Raw genomic sequence first — 16,237 nt, 5'->3', positions numbered from 1 at the left:
GCAAACAAGACCTACTTCGTGAAGTACCACTCCTCCGGGGCGCGCGCCGTCTGCACCGCGGGGAACGACACGCCCCCGAGGTCTTTCGCGACGACCTCCATCGCGCCGCGCAGGGGCATGTTGATCTGCCCCGGCAGGGTTTTCGTGGCGTAGTCCTCGTAGGCGGCGAACGCGTTCTTGTCGTCGCTGTGGAGAGTGGCGTCGATGAGCTTGTTCAGCTGCGGGTCGTTGTAGTTGCCGATGTTGCCGGTGGAGCCGGGCAGCAGCAGCTGGTCGCCGGTGGGCACCGCGTTGTACTGCTGGTAGCCGAAGTAGCCCAGTTGCCACTCGCACGCCGGGCCGGAGCCGTGGCAGCCGCTGACGTCGTTGAGCAGCGCGTTGAACTCCTGGCCCTTGAGGTCGAACACGATGCCCGCCTCGGCTGCGTCGGACTTCCACTGCTGCATGATCCGCCCGTACGCGGGATTGCCGGTGGAGTACTGCAACGTCAGCTCCAGCCGCGTCCCCGCCGCCACGCCGGCACCGCACTGGTTGGGCGCGGTGCCGGGCGAGGTGCACGTCATGGCGCCGTTCTGCAGGGTCCAGCCGTGGGACGCGAGAAGGCTCTTCGCCTTCGCCTTGTCGAACGGGTACGGCCCCGCGCCGCGCTCGGCGGCGGTCACGTAGGAGTTGTCCGGGTTGATCGGCACCGGGCCGGTGGTCACGGTGGCGTAGCCGCGGTAGGCGACGTTCACGTCCGTGACCTGGTCCAGCGTCTGCTGGAAGGCCTGGCGGACGTAGAGCTGCTTGAACACCGCACCGAACTTCGGGTTGTCCATGTTCAGGATCGTCGAGCTCCACCCCCACGCGGCGGCGGGCACGAGGTTGTAGTTGGCCTGCAACGGGTTCGTCGCGGGCACCTTCTCGTTCGCCTTCTTCTGCGGGAGATCCGCCCCGGCAACGCCGCCGACGGAGATGGTCCGGCCGCTGCGCAGCGTGTTGAACTCCGCGCTGGTGCTCGTGAACGGCTGCATCTTGTAGTGCGCCAGGTGCGGCTTGTCCGGCCCGCTGTAGGACGGGTTGGGGTCGTAGGAGATGTTGCCCTCGGCGTCGAACGACGTGAGGTGCCACGGCCCGTCCACGACCTGCCACAGCGGATCCGTGGCGTACGTCGAGAGGTCTTTGCTCTTGTCGTACAGGTACTTGTAGACCGCGTCGCACTTCGTGCGGTCGTCCGCACAGCCTCCGCTACCGGCCGCCGCGGAATCGGAAGTCTTGTCCCACGCCATCGGCAGCGGCGCGATCTGCGCCAGCTCCTGGCCGGTGAACCACGTCGGCGAGTACGAGTCGGTGAGCTGCAACGTCACCTGCTGCGGCCCGGTCGCGGTCGCGGACTTCACGTTGTCCGGGAACTGGCCCGGCACGTAGCCGTACCAGTTGGCTTTCTCCGCGAACATCATGTTCATCCAGAAGACCACGTCCTTCGCGTTCACCGTCTCGCCGTTGGACCACTTGTACGGCTTGACGTTGATCACGACTTTGCTGTTGTTGTCGCTGAACACCGGCGGGTCGGCGAGGCTCTTGCGCGTGTTGACGCCGGTGCTGCCGTCGGCGTCGCCGAACCAGTACAGCTCGCGGTACATCAGCTGCTGCAGGTCACCCGTGGCGTAACCGCTGTTGTGCGCCGAGTCCACGAACGGAAAGATCCAGTTCGGCTGGGTGCCCGGCGCTTCGGCGAACACGGCCGTACCGCCCTCGGTGGGGGTCCCGCCGCCGGAAGTCGAGCTCCCACCGCTGCACGCGGTCGCGAGCGCGGCCGCGGCGAGCAGCACCACCGGGGCCACGAGTGCCTTGCGCAGTCTCATCCGTTCTCTCCTTGGTAGACCTTCGTCGCGTCGTGCTCACGAGCGGCGTCGAGCGGGAAGTGGCAGGCCGCCTCGTGCCCGCCGCCGAACGGCCGCAGCACGGGTTCCTCGGCGGCGCAGATGTCCTGCGCGAACGGGCAGCGGGTGCGGAACCGGCAGCCCGACGGGGGCGACATGGCCGACGGCAGCTCCCCCGCGACACCGCCGCCTTGCCGCGCGGCCCACGGATCCGCGACCGGGACGGTGTCGATCAGCCCGCGGGTGTACGGGTGGCGCGGGTGGTCGTGCACCGCGGCCGCCGGACCGGTCTCCACGAGCTTGCCCAGGTACATCACGCCGATGCGCTGCGCGAGGTAGCGCACCACGGACAGGTCGTGGGAGATGAACACGTACGTGAGCCCGTGGCGCTCGCGCAGGTCGTTCATCAGGTTCAGGATCTGCGCCTGCACGGACACGTCGAGAGCCGACACCGGTTCGTCGGCCACGATCAGCTTCGGTTCCAGTGCCAGCGCCCGCGCGAGCCCCACGCGCTGACGCTGCCCGCCGGAGAACTCGTGCGGGTACCGCTGCGCCGAGTCGGCGGGCAGGCCCACCTCGCCCAGCAGCTCGCGGACGCGCCGGCCGCGCTGCGCCCGCGTGCCCACGCCGTGGATCTCCAGCGGCTCGGCCAGGATCGCGCCGACGCGCATGCGGGGGTCCAGCGAGGCGTACGGGTCCTGGAACACCAGGTGCGTGTCCCGGTGCCGCTGCCGCAACTCGGGGCCGCGCAAGGAAGTCAACTCGGTGCCGGCGATGCGGATGTGGCCCGACGTCGGCTCGTCCAGCCCGACGATCGCCCGGCCCACGGTCGTCTTGCCGCAGCCCGATTCCCCGACCAGGCCGAACGTCTCGCCCGCCGCCACCGAGAAACTCACGCCCGCGACCGCGGACACCGTGCCCGTTCGCCGCCGCAGCACCGCGCCTTTCGTGACCGGAAAGTCCTTCACCAGGTTCTCGACTTCGAGCAGCGGCAGACCCGAGGTCGGTTCCGAGACCGGCGCGCCGGCCCGCTCGTGCACCCGCACCACGGCCGAGGGCTCGTCGACAGCCGCCGAACCCACCGGGTGGAAACACGCGTACTCGTGCCCGGCCACGTCCTCGCGCAGCTGCGGTTCCTTCTCGACGCAGTCGTCGGTCGCGTACCGGCAGCGCGGCGCGAAGCGGCACCCGGCCGGCGGCTCGCGCAGGTCCGGCGGCAGGCCCGGGATGCTGTAGAGCTTCTCCCCCGACTCCGCCGAGTTCTCGGGCAGCGCCTCGAACAACGCCTCGGTGTACGGGTGGCGCGGGTTGCCGAACAGCCGGCGCGTGTCCGTGAGCTCGGCGATCCTCCCCGCGTACATCACGGCGACGCGGTCGGCGCGGCCCGCGACCACCCCGAGGTCGTGCGTCACGAGGATCACGGCCATGCCCAGGCGCCGGCGCAGGTCGTCGATCAGCTCGAGGATCTGGTGCTGCACGGTCACGTCGAGCGCCGTGGTCGGCTCGTCGGCGATGAGCAGCTCCGGCTCGCACACCAGGGCGCGGGCGATCATCACCCGCTGGCGCATGCCGCCCGAGAGCTGGTGCGGGTAGTCCTCGGCGCGCTTGCCCGCGTCCGGCAGCCCGACCAGGTCGAGCATCGCGACGGCGCGCTTGTGCAGTTCGCGCCGCGACAGCGTGGCCCCGGCCGGGTGCAGCTCCAGCGGTTCGCTCACCTGCCGCCCGATCGGCAGCGTCGGGTTGAGCGAGGTCATCGGGTCCTGGAACACCGTGCCGATGCGGTTGCCGCGAATCTCCCGCAGCTCGGCCGGCCCCATCGCGGCCACGTCGTCGTCGCCGAGCAGGATCCGCCCCGAAGCGATGCGCCCGCCGGGCGGGAGCAGCCGCAGGATCGACAGGGCCGTCATCGTCTTGCCGGAGCCGGACTCGCCGACGAGGCCGAGCAGTTCGCCGCGACCCACCTCCAGCGTGACACCGTCGACCGGCCGGACCACACCGTCGCGCACGTCGATGGTGGTGTGCAGGTCTTCCAGGCGCAGCACGGGTTCCATCAACGCCTCCGCAGCCGCACTTCGAGCGCGTCGCGCAGGGCGTCGCCGAGCAGGTTGAACGCCACGACCACGAGCATGATCGCGATGCCGGGCGGCAGAATCATCCACCAGTAGCCGCTCTGCACGAACTCGGTGCCGCCTGCCAGCATGTTCCCCCAGTCGGCGTGCGGCGGCGCGATGCCGAGGCCGAGGTAGCTCAACGCCGCCACGAGCAGGATCGCGTCGGCCACCTGGAAGGTCGCGTTGACCACGATGGTGCCGATGGCGTTGGGCATGATGTGGCGCAGCACCACGCGTTTGCCGCCGCCGCCCATCATCCGCACGGCCTGCACGTACTCGCGGGTGCGCAGCGAAAGCGTCTCGCCGCGCACGAGGCGCGCGGGGCTCAGCCACGCACCGAACGACACCACCACGATCAGCAGCCCGAGCGTGGGGGTGAAGATCGCGGCGAGGATCAGCACCAGGAACAGCGTGGGAATGGCCAGCAGCGTGTCGACGATCCGCATCATCACCGAGTCGACGAACCCGCCGACGTAACCCGCGATGGCGCCCCACAACGTGCCGAACACGGTCGCGAGCACCGCCGCGGCCACCCCGATCTCGAGCGACGCCTGCCCCCCGACCATGAGCCGGCCGAGCTCGTCGTAGCCCACGTCGTCGGTGCCCAGCGGGTGACCCGCGCCGGGCGGCTGGTTGGCGCCCGCGAGGTTCGTCGCGATCTGCTCGGTGTGGTACACGAGCGGGCCGAGGAAGCAGAACACCACGAACGCGACGATCAGCACGAGGCCCGCCACCGCGAGCCGGTTCTCCAGGAAGGCCCGCAGGGTCGCCCGCGCCGCGGATCTCGGAAGCGCCGCTCGGTCGGTCATCAGTACTTCACCCTCGGGTCGAGCACGGCGTACCCGAGGTCCGCGAGCAGGGACCCGGCCACCGTCGCGAGCGCGACGACGAGCCCGATCCCCAGCAGCACCGGGTAGTCGTGCACCTGGGCACCCTGGATGAACGTGAAGCCCATGCCCGGGTAGTTGAACACCTGCTCGGTGATGAGCGCGCCCGCGAACAGCTGCGGCAGCGAAAGCCCCAGCAGCGTGACGATCGGGACGAGCGAGTTGCGCAGCACGTGCCGCGTGAGCACCTTGCCCTCGCTCGCCCCGCCCGCCAGCGCGGTGCGCACGTAGTCCTGGTTGAGGTTCTCCATCACCGACGAGCGCGCGTAGCGGCTGAACGACGCGATGGTGATGAGCGCGAGCGTGAGCACGGGCAGGACGAGCGCCGGCGCCTGCGACAGGATCTCGCCCAGCGAGTCGCCGCTCGGGCCCAGCGGTGAGAACCACTGCAGCTGCACCGCGAACAGCAGCACGAGGATCTCGCCGAGGAAGAAGCTCGGCATCGAGTAGAACGCGAACGACAGGCCCGTGGCCACGTAGTCGCCCAGGGTGTTGCGCTTGCGCGCCTGGTACACGCCCAGCGGCACCGCCAGCACGAGGGCGACCAAAGTGGACAGTGTCATGAGCAGGATCGTCTTGGGCAGGTGGTCGGCGATCACGTCGGTCACCGGCTGGTTGAGCTTGTAGGAGTACCCGAGGTCACCGTGCAGCACGCGCCCGGCCCAGGCGAAGAACTGCACGGGCAGCGGGCGGTCGTAGCCGTTGTCGTGCAGGAACGTGGTGATCTGCAGCTGCGTGGCCTTCGGGCCCAGGATCGCGCGGGCCGGCCCGCCGGGCAGCAACTGGAGCAGCACGAACGTGAGCACCGCGACCAGCACGACGACCACGACCGACTGCAGGGCGCGGCGCGCCAGGTACCCCGCCATCAAGCCGTCCCCGTGATCGATCCACCAGTGCCCGCGCATAGACCTACACCGGAAACGGCTCACCTGTCCACGGCGTCCACGGAAACTGACTCGCCGTTGTCCCACCTGGTGATCTTCCTACTTTCGGCGCTACCGGCCGCTTGCAGTCCGATGTAGATGATCGGCAAACCGGACAATCCGGGGCACTTCGTGGTACACGGCCCCGCGCCACCGTTGTACGGATCGTGTACGGAACGCGCACAGACTCCTCACCGTTCGCGACGGACGAGTCAAGGAGATGGGTGTCGTGCTGGGGAAGAGCAACGGGAAAACCACCGCCCGCCGCGTGGTCGCGGCAGTCCTGGCCGCGGGTGCGGTCACCACGAGCGCAGTCGCGCCGGCCGCTCCCGCGAGCGCCGCGCCGGCCGGGTCCTGGCGCGCCGATCTGTCCCACGTGGACGGTGACGACGTGAACGTAGAAGCAGTGGATTCAAGCTTGACCCTGGCGAACTCCGCCTGGCACAGAACGGATCTGCTCACCGCCGGCAGCGAGGGGTACCTGATCTCCGCGGCGCAGCAGCTCACCGCGCCGGTGAACCGCGTGAGCACCACCGTCACGGCGGAGCTGCCGAAGGGCACCGGCGTGCAGGTCGACGTGCGCGGCCGCACCGGTGCCGACGACTGGACGGAGTGGACGCCGGCGGGCACGCAGGCCGCCGCTTTCGGCCGCGCGGTGAGCGTGGTCCAGACCCGTGTCTCACTGTCCAGCACCACCGACGGCGTGCGCCCGACCGTGCGTGAAGTCGACCTCGACGGGACCCTCGCCCCGCAGGCCAGCGCGCTCGCGGCCACGACCCCGCTCACCTACACCGTCTACGCCACGCGCGAGGGCCTCACCGGCCACACCACCGCCAACGGGCACGTGATCACGGCCAACGACCACTTCGTCGCACTGCCCTCGGGCAAGGCGACCTCGCCCAAGGGCACCGGCAACTACACCGTGAAGGTGTGCCGCACCGACGGCAGCCGCTGCGAGTACGCGCCGGTGTGGGACGTCGGCCCGTGGAACACCAAGGACGACTACTGGAACCCGGCGTCGGTCCGCTCGGAGTACAAGGACCTGCCGCAGGGCCAGCCCGAGGCGTACGCCGCCTACCACAACCACTACAACGGCGGGAAGGACGACCTCGGCTACACCGTGGGCAACCCGGCCGGCATCGACCTCGCCGACGGCGTGTTCAACTCCGGCCTCGGGCTCGCCGACAACAGCAACGTGAAGGTGACCTACCTCTGGACCGGTTCGGCCGCCGCGACCGGCGTCGTGAGCACCGCGGGCGACCCGATGAACGTGCGCGCCTCCGGCAGCACCACGGCCGCGGTGAAGGGGCTCGCCGCGAACTACGCCAAGGTCAACATCGAGTGCTACGTGAACGGTTCGTCGGTGACCGGGACGTTCGGCACCAGCACGATCTGGGACCGCATCGGGCCGGACAACTTCATCTCCGACGCCTACGTGAAGACCGGGTCCGACCTCCCCGTCGCCCCGCCCTGCTGAAGTCCCGGCGAGCGGTGACCCGTGACCGGTCCGGCGGATCCGTCCGCCGGACCGGTCACGGTTGCCGGCAAAGGTTTCCACCCGGTTCAGCGACACCGGTTCCCCGGTACCCCGGCTATCCTTTCTGCGATCGTTTCCGCGAGCGCCGAGGGGGATTTCATGCTGCGGTTTCCGGGAAAGCGTTTCCTCGTTGCCGCGGCGCTGCTGACCGTGGGACTGACCACTGTGGTCACCGGTCCGCAAGCGGCCGCCGCGCCCGCGATCGTCGGCGGGGAAAAGGCCTCCCTGGCCGAGCACCCGTACGCGGTGTACCTCGTGGACGGTGCCGGCACGCAGTTCTGCGGCGGCGTGATCGTGAGCGCCTCCGCGGTCGCGACGGCGGCCCACTGCGCCGAAGCGGTGTCGACAAAGAACATCCGTGTCGTCGTCGGGCGCGAGGACAAGCGCACGGACGACGGGACCACGCTGGCCGTCACGAGGGCCTGGGTGCACCCCGGTTTCGAGCAGGCCGAGCAGGGCGACGACATCGCGGTGCTGACCGTGCGCGGCCGTCTGCCGGGCCGCGCGGCCGCGGTGGCGCGCGACAACGGCGTGTACACCGCGGGGACGAAGGCCACCGTGCTCGGCTGGGGCCGTGTCGCCGACGGCGGCGACCGCTCCGACTACCTGCGCTCCGCCGTGGTGCCGATGGTGAGCGACTCCACGTGCAAGGCCGCCTACAGTTCCTACGACCCGGCGAGCATGGTGTGCGCGGGGTACCGCGACGGTGGCATCGACGCGTGCAAGGGCGACTCCGGCGGTCCGCTCGTGATCGGTGGCACGCTCGTGGGAATCGTCTCGTTCGGCGACGGCTGCGGGAAACCCGGCAAGCCCGGCGTCTACACGCGGGTGACGTCGTTCGCCGCCGCGATCGCCGAGCACGCCCGCGACCGCTGACGCGCCAGCGGTCCACAGTGGACCGTGAAGCTCAGGCCTCGGCCGAAGACCGCAGTACGTCCAGGAAATCCGCGACCGGCTTCGACCGCTGCGCCTCCGGCAGCGTGACCGCCGTGACGCGCCGGGCGAAACCACGCCCGGCCAGCGGGCGGTCGGCGAGGTCCTTGCGGTGCGCGGCGAGCGACAGCCGCGGCACCAGGCTCACGCCCATGCCCGCCGCCACCAGCCCTTGCAGCGACTGGTAATCCGCGGCCCGGAACGTGATCCGTGGCTCGAACCCGGCGATGCGGCACATCGTCTCGTACGCCTGCTCGTACGGTGCGCGGTGCGTGCGCGTCACCCACTGCTCCCCCGACAGGTCGGCCAGCGCCACCTCTTCGGCGTCGACGAGTGGGTGGTCGAGCGGCAGCACCACGTGCAGTGGGTCGTCGGGCAGTGCCAGGTGCCGCAACCCGCGGTCCACGGGCTGCGGCGCGAAGTCGTAGCCCCACACGAGCACCACGTGCGCCGCGCCCTCGCGCAGGCGGCTGAACGCGTCGTCGCCGTGGGTCGCGGACAAGCGCAGGCGCACGTCGGGGTGCTGCTCGCGGAACGCCTTCACGACCGGTGGCAGCAGCTCGACACCGGCCGTCGCGAACGCCTCGATCCGCAGCTCGGCGGGCTCGACGCCGAACGAGCGGACCTCCTGCTCGATGGCCGAGAGCTCCCCGAACAGGCTTTTCGCGTGCGCGGCCAGCACCTCACCCGCCGGGGTCAGCTCGACCCCGCGCGGCAGCCGTTTGAGCAGCGACAGCCCGACCTCGCGTTCGATCACCGACATCTGCTGCGACACCGCCGACTGCGTGAGCTGCAACCGGTTCGCCGCCGCGGTGAACGAACCCCCTTCGACCACCGCCATGAGGATCCGCAGGCGCCTGACATCCAGCACGGGCGCCTACTCGCCCGTGACGGCGAACTGCGGTGCCCGCCCGCCGAGCGTCGCGTCCACGAACGCGACAGCAGCCCGCGCGTTCTCGATCCGGAAGGTGAGCAGCACGGTGTCGAAGCCGTGGGAGGAGTCCTGCTGCTTCTCGAGCCCGTCGACGATCCGGTCCAGCACCCGCCGCTGCTCGCCGAGCAGCGCCGCCGGATCGGCCCCCCGGCGTCCCAGCAGCGCGAGCTTCACCAGCAGTTCCGAGCGCACGTCCCGCACGTGGCGGGCCGGGCGCGCGAGCCACTCCCCCACGGCCGCGTGGCCCTCGGGGGAGGCCTGCACGAGCGCGCGCGGCGGGCCGGAGTCACCGGGCTCGGTGCCGGCGCCCACGACAAAACCGCGCGCCAGCAAGCGGTCCACGGCCCGGTAGACGACGGGTTTCTGCAGGCGCCACACGCGGCCGACCTGGCCGGAGTCCGAGGTCAGCCGCACGAGCGCGAATCCGTGGGTCGGCGACTCCGCCACCAGGCAGAGCACGATCCACTCGCTCAGCGACAACCCGGCACCGTCTTCCACGTCCGACACTGTAGCTCGTGAGTAGTCTCAGTGATACTAGCCGGGGAAGATCGGGCCGGGAGGTCGCCGAACCGCAGGTCAGCCGGTTTGGTCAGCCGGTTTGGTCAGCCCCGCAGCGTGGCGCGGCCCGCGTACCGGGCCTCGGTGCCGAGCTCCTCCTCGATGCGCAGGAGCTGGTTGTACTTCGCCGTGCGGTCCGACCGCGAGAGCGAGCCGGTCTTGATCTGGCCGCAGTTGGTGGCCACGGCGAGGTCGGCGATCGTGGTGTCCTCGGTTTCGCCCGAGCGGTGCGACATGACCGCGGAGTAGCCGGCTTTGTGCGCGGTCTCGACGGCGGCGAGGGTCTCGGTGAGCGTGCCGATCTGGTTGACCTTGATGAGAATCGAGTTCGCGATGCCGCGTTCGATGCCGTCTTTCAGGATCTCGACGTTGGTGCAGAAGAGATCGTCGCCCACGAGCTGCACCCGGTCGCCGATCGCGTCGGTGAGCTGCTTCCAGCCGGCGAAGTCATCCTGCGCCAGACCGTCCTCGATGGACACGATCGGGAAGCGGCGGGTGAGGTCCTCGAGGTAGGCCACGTGCTCCTCGACGCTGCGCTTGCGGCCCTCGCCGGTGTAGTCGTAGACCTCGCCGGTGTAGAACTCCGACGCCGCCGGGTCGAGCAGCAGCGCGATGTCCTCGCCCGGCTCGTAACCGGTCTGCTCGATGGCCCGCACCACGAACTCGAGCGCTTCGTCGGCCGAACCGAGCTGCGGCGCGAAGCCGCCTTCGTCGCCGACGTTGGTGTTGTGCCCGGCTTCGTGCAGCGACTTGCGCAGCGTGTGGAAGACCTCCGAGCCCATGCGCACGGCGTCGGCGAACGTCTCGGCGCCGACCGGGCCGATCATGAACTCCTGGAAGTCGATCGGGTTGTCGGCGTGCGCGCCGCCGTTGATGATGTTCATCATCGGCATCGGCAGCAAGTGCGCGTAGACGCCGCCGACGTAGCGGTAGAGCGGCAGGCGGTTGGCGGCCGCGGCGGCCTTCACCACGGCCAGCGACACCCCCAGCGTCGCGTTGGCGCCGAGGCGGGCCTTGTTCGCGGTGCCGTCGAGCGCGATCAGCGCCCGGTCGACGTCGGCCTGTGCCTCGGCCTGAAGCCCCGTCACGGCCTCGGCGATCTCGCCGTTCACGGCGTCGACGGCCTTGCGCACACCCTTGCCGTGGTAGCGGGACTTGTCCCCGTCGCGCAGTTCCACGGCCTCGCGCGTGCCCGTGGAGGCCCCCGACGGCACGGCCGCGCGCCCGCGCGACCCGTCGGCCAGCTCCACGTCGACCTCGACCGTCGGGTTCCCGCGGCTGTCCAGCACCTCGCGGCCCTTGACCCGGACGATGCTTGTCATGTCGCTCCTCGGAGGTTCGGGCGGCAGCGCTCGTCGACGGAGACCGTGGGCACTGCGGCAGCAGGCGGCACCACGGTGAGCCGCGAATCACGGGGAGGCTAGCAGAGATCGACTGAATCGATCACGACAATCCGAGGAGTTCACGGAGAGTCCATACCGGACACCTCGCGCCAGAGGCCGTCGAGCAGGCACGGTCGAGGAGTACCACGGAGCCATTGCTCTGCGTGACCAGTTCACCGCAAGTCCAGACCTGAGGTCACGGAGTCATCACGGGCGGGTTGCGCGATCTTCACAGCTGGTGGCCATGATCCACACCGGGGCACGACGACCGTCACACCGCCGCACACCTCCGACCGGGTTACGCCAAGCTACGCACGGAGTTCTACGAAGCGTAACCATGGCTTCTCCTCACCTGCATCGGCCGGAACGACTCTCGGGACGTCAACACGACGACGCCCGTCCCCGGGCGGAATGAAGGAGAGTCCCCGATGTCCCGTCTCCCCCGACGCACGGCCGCGGCCGTCCTCGGCGTGGCCGCCGCCTTCCTCCTGGCCGCGTGCGGCCAGAGCGCGGCGACGAACACCGGCAACGCAGCCGATGCTGGCGGTCGCAACCCCGACGAGCTCGTCTTTTCGGCGGTTCCGTCCGAGAACGCGACGAGCCTCCAACAGGCTTTCCAGCCGGTGATCAACCTCCTCGAGAAGGAGACCGGCAAGAAGGTCAAGTTCCAGCCGGCCACCGACTACGCCGCGGTGATCGAGGCGCAGCGCAGCGGCAAGGTCGACATCGCCAACTACGGCCCGCTCTCCTACGTGCTCGCCAAGAACAGCGGTGTGAAGGCCAGCCCGGTCGCCGCCGGTATCACGGCCAAGGGTGAGACGCCCGGCTACAAGTCCTACGGCATCACCAAGGCCGGGTCGCCGATCAAGAGCATCAACGACTTCAAGGGCAAGAAGATCTGCTTCGTCGACCCGGCGTCGACCTCGGGTTACCTCTACCCGAAGGCCGCGCTGCTGCAGGCCGGCATCGACCCGGTCAAGGACATCACCCCGGTGATGACCGGCGGCCACGACGCTTCGGTGCTCGCGGTGAACAGCGGCCAGTGCGACGCCGGCTTCGCCGAGGACGTGATGGTCGACAAGATCCTCATCGACAAGGGTCAGCTGAAGAAGGGCGACATCAACACCGTCTGGAAGTCCGACATCATCGCCGGTTCGCCGGTCGCGGTCGACGACGACCTCTCGGCCGACCTGAAGGCCAAGATCACCGACGTGTTCCAGAACAAGGCCAACGTCGACTACCTCAACGCCAACGGCATGTGCTCCACCGCCTGCAAGGCGATCGACGACGCCGGCGACTGGGGCTACGCCAAGGTCGACGACGCGTTCTACGCCGGTGTCCGCAAGGTCTGCGAGACCACCAAGGACAAGCAGTGCACCGCGTCGTGACCGACGAACCGGTCATCGTCTTCGACGGCGTCAGCAAGCACTTCGGGCCCCAGGTCCGGGCGCTGGACGAGGTCTCGCTGAAGGTGCACCCGGGCGAGGTCGTGGTCCTGCTCGGGCTCTCGGGCTCGGGCAAGTCCACGCTGCTGCGCCACGTCGACGGGCTGCAGCGGCCCACCGGCGGCTCGGTCACGGTGCTCGGCACCGACGTCGGCCAGGCCCGCGGCAGCGAGCTGCGGCGCCTGCGCCGGCGGATCGGGTTCGTGTTCCAGCAGTTCCACCTCATCGGCAGCCTCACGGTGCTGGAGAACGTGTGCGCGGGCGCCCTCGGGCGCCTGCGCGGGCCGCGGCTGGGCCTGTTCACCTACCCGAAGTCCGTGCGGCTCGAAGCGCTCGGCCACCTGGAGCGCGTGGGTCTGCTCGACCGCGCGTTCCAGCGGGCCGACACGCTCTCGGGTGGCCAGCAGCAGCGCGTCGCCGTGGCGCGGGCGCTGATGCAGCGGCCGGAAATCCTGCTCGCCGACGAGCCGGTGGCTTCGCTCGACCCCGAGTCCTCGGCTCAGGTCATGGCCCTGATCCGGGAGATCGGGGCCGAGCAGAAGCTCACGGTGCTGTGCAGCCTGCACCAGGTCGACCTGGCGCTGAGCTGGGGCGACCGCGTGGTCGGCCTGCGCGGCGGTCAGGCGGTGCTCGACACCCCGGTGGCCGGGCTGGACCGCGACGCGGCCATGGGCCTCTACGCCAAGGTGGCCGCGGCTTCGCTGCCCGTGCCCGCGGCCGTCGGATGACCGCCGCGCCGCCGCTGTCCACCGCCCGCGTGGCGCAGCGGACCCTCTCCCGGCCACGCGCCGGTGGCACGGCGGCGTGGCTCGTCCTCGCCGCGATCGTCGCCGTCGGCGTGTGGGCGGTGGCGGACCTGAAGATCAACGTCGCCACGTTCGTCGACAGCGCCGACAACGCGGTCGACTTCGCCGGCCGGATGTTCCCGCTCGACTTCCCGCCGGTGGGCGAGCTGCTGGAGCTGTGCGGGAAAACGCTGGCGATCGTGGTGTCCGCGACGCTGCTTTCGGTGATCCTCAGCGTGCCGCTGGCGCTGCTCGCGGCCGAGAACACCACACCGCACCGCACCGCGCGCGTCGGGGCCCGCACGCTGATCGTGCTGGCCCGGGCCGTGCCCGACGTGGTGCTCGCCATCGTGTTCTTCCGGATCTTCGGCCTCGGCGCCATGACCGGCGTGCTGGCCATGGGCCTGCACTCGGTCGGCATGGTCGGGAAGATGTACGCCGACGCGGTCGAGCAGATCGACGAAGGCCCGCGCTCGGCGGTGCGAGCGGGCGGCGCCGGGACGTTCCAGGAGCTCGTGAGCGGGGTGCTCCCGCAGGTGCTGCCGGCGTTCGTGGCGACCGCGCTGCACCGGCTCGACATCAACCTCAGGGTGTCGGTGGTGCTCGGGTTCGTCGGTGTCGACGGGCTCGGTTACGCCATCGCCACGGCGTTCCAGCAGCTCGACTACCCGCGCGGCATGGCGCTCGCCCTCGTGGTGCTGCTGTTGTGCGTTGCGGTGGAACTGCTCTCCGGCGCCATCCGCCGCGCGCTGCTGCGCGGGCAGGACACCCGCAAGACAGTGGCGATCCCCGTGCAGCGGGGCGACCAGGTCAGTCCCGGGTGGACGTTCCGCCGGGTCCGCCAGGCGGCCTACGCACTGGTGACCGTGCTGGTGATCGCGGCGTCCGCGTGGGGTGCCGACCTCGACCCCGCGCAGTTCTTCGGGGCGCTCGGCAACCTCGGGCAGACGGCGGGGCTGTTCTGGCCGCCCGAGACGGCCGGGATCTTCGGCCAGCTGCTCGACGACCTGTGGGTCACCGTGCAGATCGCGCTGGGCGCCACGGTGCTCGGGGCGGTGCTGGCGCTGCCGATCGGGGCGCTGGCCGCGCGCAACGTCGCGCCGGCCGCGTGGGTGGCGCGCACGTTCCGGCTGATCGTGGTGCTGATCCGCGGTATCCCCGAGCTGGTGCTCGCGATCGTGTTCGTGGTGATCACCGGGCTCGGTGCGGTGGCCGGCACGCTCGCGCTCGCCGTGGGCGCGGTCGGGCTGCTGGGCAAGCTCGTGGCCGACTCGCTCGAAGAGGTCGACCCGGGTGTCGAGCAGGCGATCCGGGCGACCGGGGCCGGGCCGTGGCAGGTGTTCTTCACCGGCACGCTGCCGCAGGCGGCTCCCGCGTTCGTGGCCCACGTGCTCTACCAGCTCGACACCAACATCCGCTCGGCGACGCTGCTGGGCATCGTCGGAGCGGGCGGGATCGGCTTCGACCTGCTCAGCGCTTCGCGGGTGATCGAGTTCGGCGTGGTCACCACGGTTCTGATCCTGGTGTTCGTCACGGTGCTGCTCGTGGAGCTGCTCGCGGTCTGGCTGCGGCACGTCCTGCGCTGAGTTCGGCACCGGCCGCGGCCGGCGACAACTGTCGCTGATGTTCACCTTCGGGCGTGCGGGCGTTGGCCACAGCGCAGTTGTCCGGACAAGGCCGGCGAGCACTGTGGGTGACATGACCTCGACGAGGTACCTCGACATCGCCGACCAGCTGGCCACCGAGCTGGTGGCCTACGAACCCGGAGCGCGGGTGGCGAGCGAGCCGGAGCTCGCCACCCGCTTCGGGGTCGGCCGCGCGGCCGCCCGATCGGCCCTGCAGGAACTGGAGCGGCGGCTGCTCGTGCGCCGCGTGCAGGGCGCCGGAACGTTCGTGAGCCGGCGCATCGACTACGTGATCTCGCACAGCCGGCCGCCGTCCTGGCACGCCACGGTCGCCGCGGCCGGCGCCACCCCGCGCTCGCAGATCAAGGGCGTGGAACGCGTCGAAGCGTGCGAAGCGGCGGCCAAGCGGCTCGAACGGCCGGTGGGCTCGCCCGTGTACCGGGTGATCCGCCACTTCTTCATCGACGACCTGCTCGCCTCCTGGACCGAGGAGCTGATCCCCGTCGACGTGGCCCCGAACATCGACATCGCGCTGCACAGCGTGGAGTCGGTGGACCTGGTGCTGCGGCAGCTAGGCGGCGTGCAGCCGGTGCGCGCGTGGTTCCGGGCGAGTGTGGACATCCCGCCGGCCGAGGTGCTGCGCGGCCTGCAGATCGAGGCCAGGGTCCCGGTGTGGTGCATCGAGAGCGTCAACCGGGACGCCGAATCCGGCCGGGTTCTCATGACCAGCAACGCGTGGACGCGCATGGACGCGGTCCGCGTGGTCGTCGAGCTGGAAGACCCGGCCTTCCCCGCGAAACACGAAGGAGAACAGGGTGACTGACCCCTTGGGCCGGGAGGAGCGCTGCGGTCTGCTGGCCGAAGCCGAACCCGGTGAACTGCGGGCGCTCGCCGACGCCTGCCTCGCCGATGGCACCGACGTGCGGGTGCTGCTCACGCCGGAGGTCGGCACCGTGTCGACGCAGGTGCGCGAACCCGTTGCGGGTGACCGGTTCCTGCTCGGCGACGTGCTCGCCTGCCGCGCCGAGGTGGAGCTCGCCGGGCACCGCGGCTGGGCGATGCGCCTGGGCGACGACCGCGCGGCCGTGCTCGCCGCCGCGGTGCTCGACGCCGAGGTCGAGGCCGGCCGCGCACACGCGTCCGAAGTGGACGAGCTGTGCCGGGAGGTCGCGCGCCGCCTCGTCGAGCGCGAAGAACGCGAGTGGGCCGAGCTGGCCCCGACCGTGGTCGAGTTCGAGGAGCTGACGTGATCGCC

At 70.5% G+C, this 16,237-nt stretch carries 14 protein-coding genes; 7 read left to right on the top strand and 7 right to left on the bottom strand.

Translation table 11 applies throughout. The features are described from left to right. Nucleotides 1–11: 11 nt before the first annotated feature. From ACWEOE_RS22495 to ACWEOE_RS22480, 4 genes are read right to left on the bottom strand one after another with little or no spacing between them, the layout of a single operon-like run. A complete protein-coding gene (locus tag ACWEOE_RS22495; RefSeq protein ID WP_452012230.1) occupies nt 12–1,844 on the bottom strand; it encodes an ABC transporter substrate-binding protein in 1,833 nt (610 codons plus the stop codon). After that, on the bottom strand, nt 1,841–3,913 hold the full coding sequence (locus tag ACWEOE_RS22490) for an ABC transporter ATP-binding protein (RefSeq protein WP_452012229.1): 2,073 nt from the start codon (nt 3,911–3,913) through the stop codon (nt 1,841–1,843). The genes ACWEOE_RS22495 and ACWEOE_RS22490 overlap by 4 nt, the downstream gene beginning before the upstream one ends. After that, a complete protein-coding gene (locus ACWEOE_RS22485; RefSeq protein WP_452012228.1) occupies nt 3,913–4,782 on the bottom strand; it encodes an ABC transporter permease in 870 nt (289 codons plus the stop codon). Before ACWEOE_RS22485 ends, ACWEOE_RS22490 begins: the two co-directional genes overlap by 1 nt. Then, a complete protein-coding gene (locus ACWEOE_RS22480) occupies nt 4,782–5,726 on the bottom strand; it encodes an ABC transporter permease (protein WP_452012227.1) in 945 nt (314 codons plus the stop codon). The genes ACWEOE_RS22485 and ACWEOE_RS22480 overlap by 1 nt, the downstream gene beginning before the upstream one ends. 277 nt (nt 5,727–6,003) lie before the next feature. Between ACWEOE_RS22480 and ACWEOE_RS22475 the strand changes: the two genes are divergently transcribed. Together ACWEOE_RS22475 and ACWEOE_RS22470 are read left to right on the top strand one after the other, a co-directional pair. Beyond that, nucleotides 6,004–7,260, top strand: a complete 1,257-nt coding sequence (locus ACWEOE_RS22475) for a hypothetical protein (protein WP_452012226.1) — start codon at nt 6,004–6,006, stop codon at nt 7,258–7,260. Between the two features lie 159 nt (nt 7,261–7,419). Beyond that, nucleotides 7,420–8,196 (top strand): S1 family peptidase, encoded by a 777-nt coding sequence (locus ACWEOE_RS22470; RefSeq protein WP_452012224.1) that lies wholly within the window; start codon nt 7,420–7,422, stop codon nt 8,194–8,196. 31 nt (nt 8,197–8,227) lie between these two features. On the opposite strand, the gene ACWEOE_RS22465 is transcribed toward ACWEOE_RS22470, so the two are convergent. The 3 genes from ACWEOE_RS22465 to eno form a co-directional block, all read right to left on the bottom strand. Then, entirely contained in the window at nt 8,228–9,124 is an 897-nt protein-coding gene (locus tag ACWEOE_RS22465; RefSeq protein WP_452012222.1) for a LysR family transcriptional regulator, read from the bottom strand. A gap of 6 nt (nt 9,125–9,130) precedes the next feature. Next, nucleotides 9,131–9,685: a PadR family transcriptional regulator gene (locus tag ACWEOE_RS22460; RefSeq protein WP_452012220.1), complete on the bottom strand. Its 555-nt coding sequence runs from the start codon at nt 9,683–9,685 to the stop codon at nt 9,131–9,133. Between the two features lie 104 nt (nt 9,686–9,789). Then, nucleotides 9,790–11,067: a phosphopyruvate hydratase gene (eno, locus tag ACWEOE_RS22455; protein ID WP_452012219.1), complete on the bottom strand. Its 1,278-nt coding sequence runs from the start codon at nt 11,065–11,067 to the stop codon at nt 9,790–9,792. A 488-nt stretch (nt 11,068–11,555) separates the two neighbouring features. Between eno and ACWEOE_RS22450 the strand changes: the two genes are divergently transcribed. The 5 genes from ACWEOE_RS22450 to phnG all read left to right on the top strand — a co-directional run bounded on the left by ACWEOE_RS22450 (nt 11,556) and on the right by phnG (nt 16,232). Beyond that, complete coding sequence (locus ACWEOE_RS22450; RefSeq protein WP_452012218.1) at nt 11,556–12,515, top strand: phosphate/phosphite/phosphonate ABC transporter substrate-binding protein; 960 nt, start codon at nt 11,556–11,558, stop codon at nt 12,513–12,515. Beyond that, a complete protein-coding gene (gene phnC, locus ACWEOE_RS22445) occupies nt 12,512–13,300 on the top strand; it encodes a phosphonate ABC transporter ATP-binding protein (RefSeq protein WP_452012217.1) in 789 nt (262 codons plus the stop codon). The genes ACWEOE_RS22450 and phnC overlap by 4 nt, the downstream gene beginning before the upstream one ends. Next, nucleotides 13,297–14,943, top strand: coding sequence for a phosphonate ABC transporter, permease protein PhnE (gene phnE, locus ACWEOE_RS22440; RefSeq protein ID WP_452012216.1), 1,647 nt, complete (start codon nt 13,297–13,299; stop codon nt 14,941–14,943). The genes phnC and phnE overlap by 4 nt, the downstream gene beginning before the upstream one ends. 112 nt (nt 14,944–15,055) lie before the next feature. Next, a complete protein-coding gene (locus ACWEOE_RS22435) occupies nt 15,056–15,805 on the top strand; it encodes a GntR family transcriptional regulator (protein WP_452012214.1) in 750 nt (249 codons plus the stop codon). Next, nucleotides 15,798–16,232: a phosphonate C-P lyase system protein PhnG gene (gene phnG / locus ACWEOE_RS22430; RefSeq protein WP_452012213.1), complete on the top strand. Its 435-nt coding sequence runs from the start codon at nt 15,798–15,800 to the stop codon at nt 16,230–16,232. The genes ACWEOE_RS22435 and phnG overlap by 8 nt, the downstream gene beginning before the upstream one ends. The last annotated feature ends 5 nt before the right edge of the window (nt 16,233–16,237 follow it).

This window comes from Amycolatopsis sp. NPDC004368, from assembly GCF_053602515.1.
This window is presented reverse-complemented; position numbering and strand designations above follow the sequence as displayed.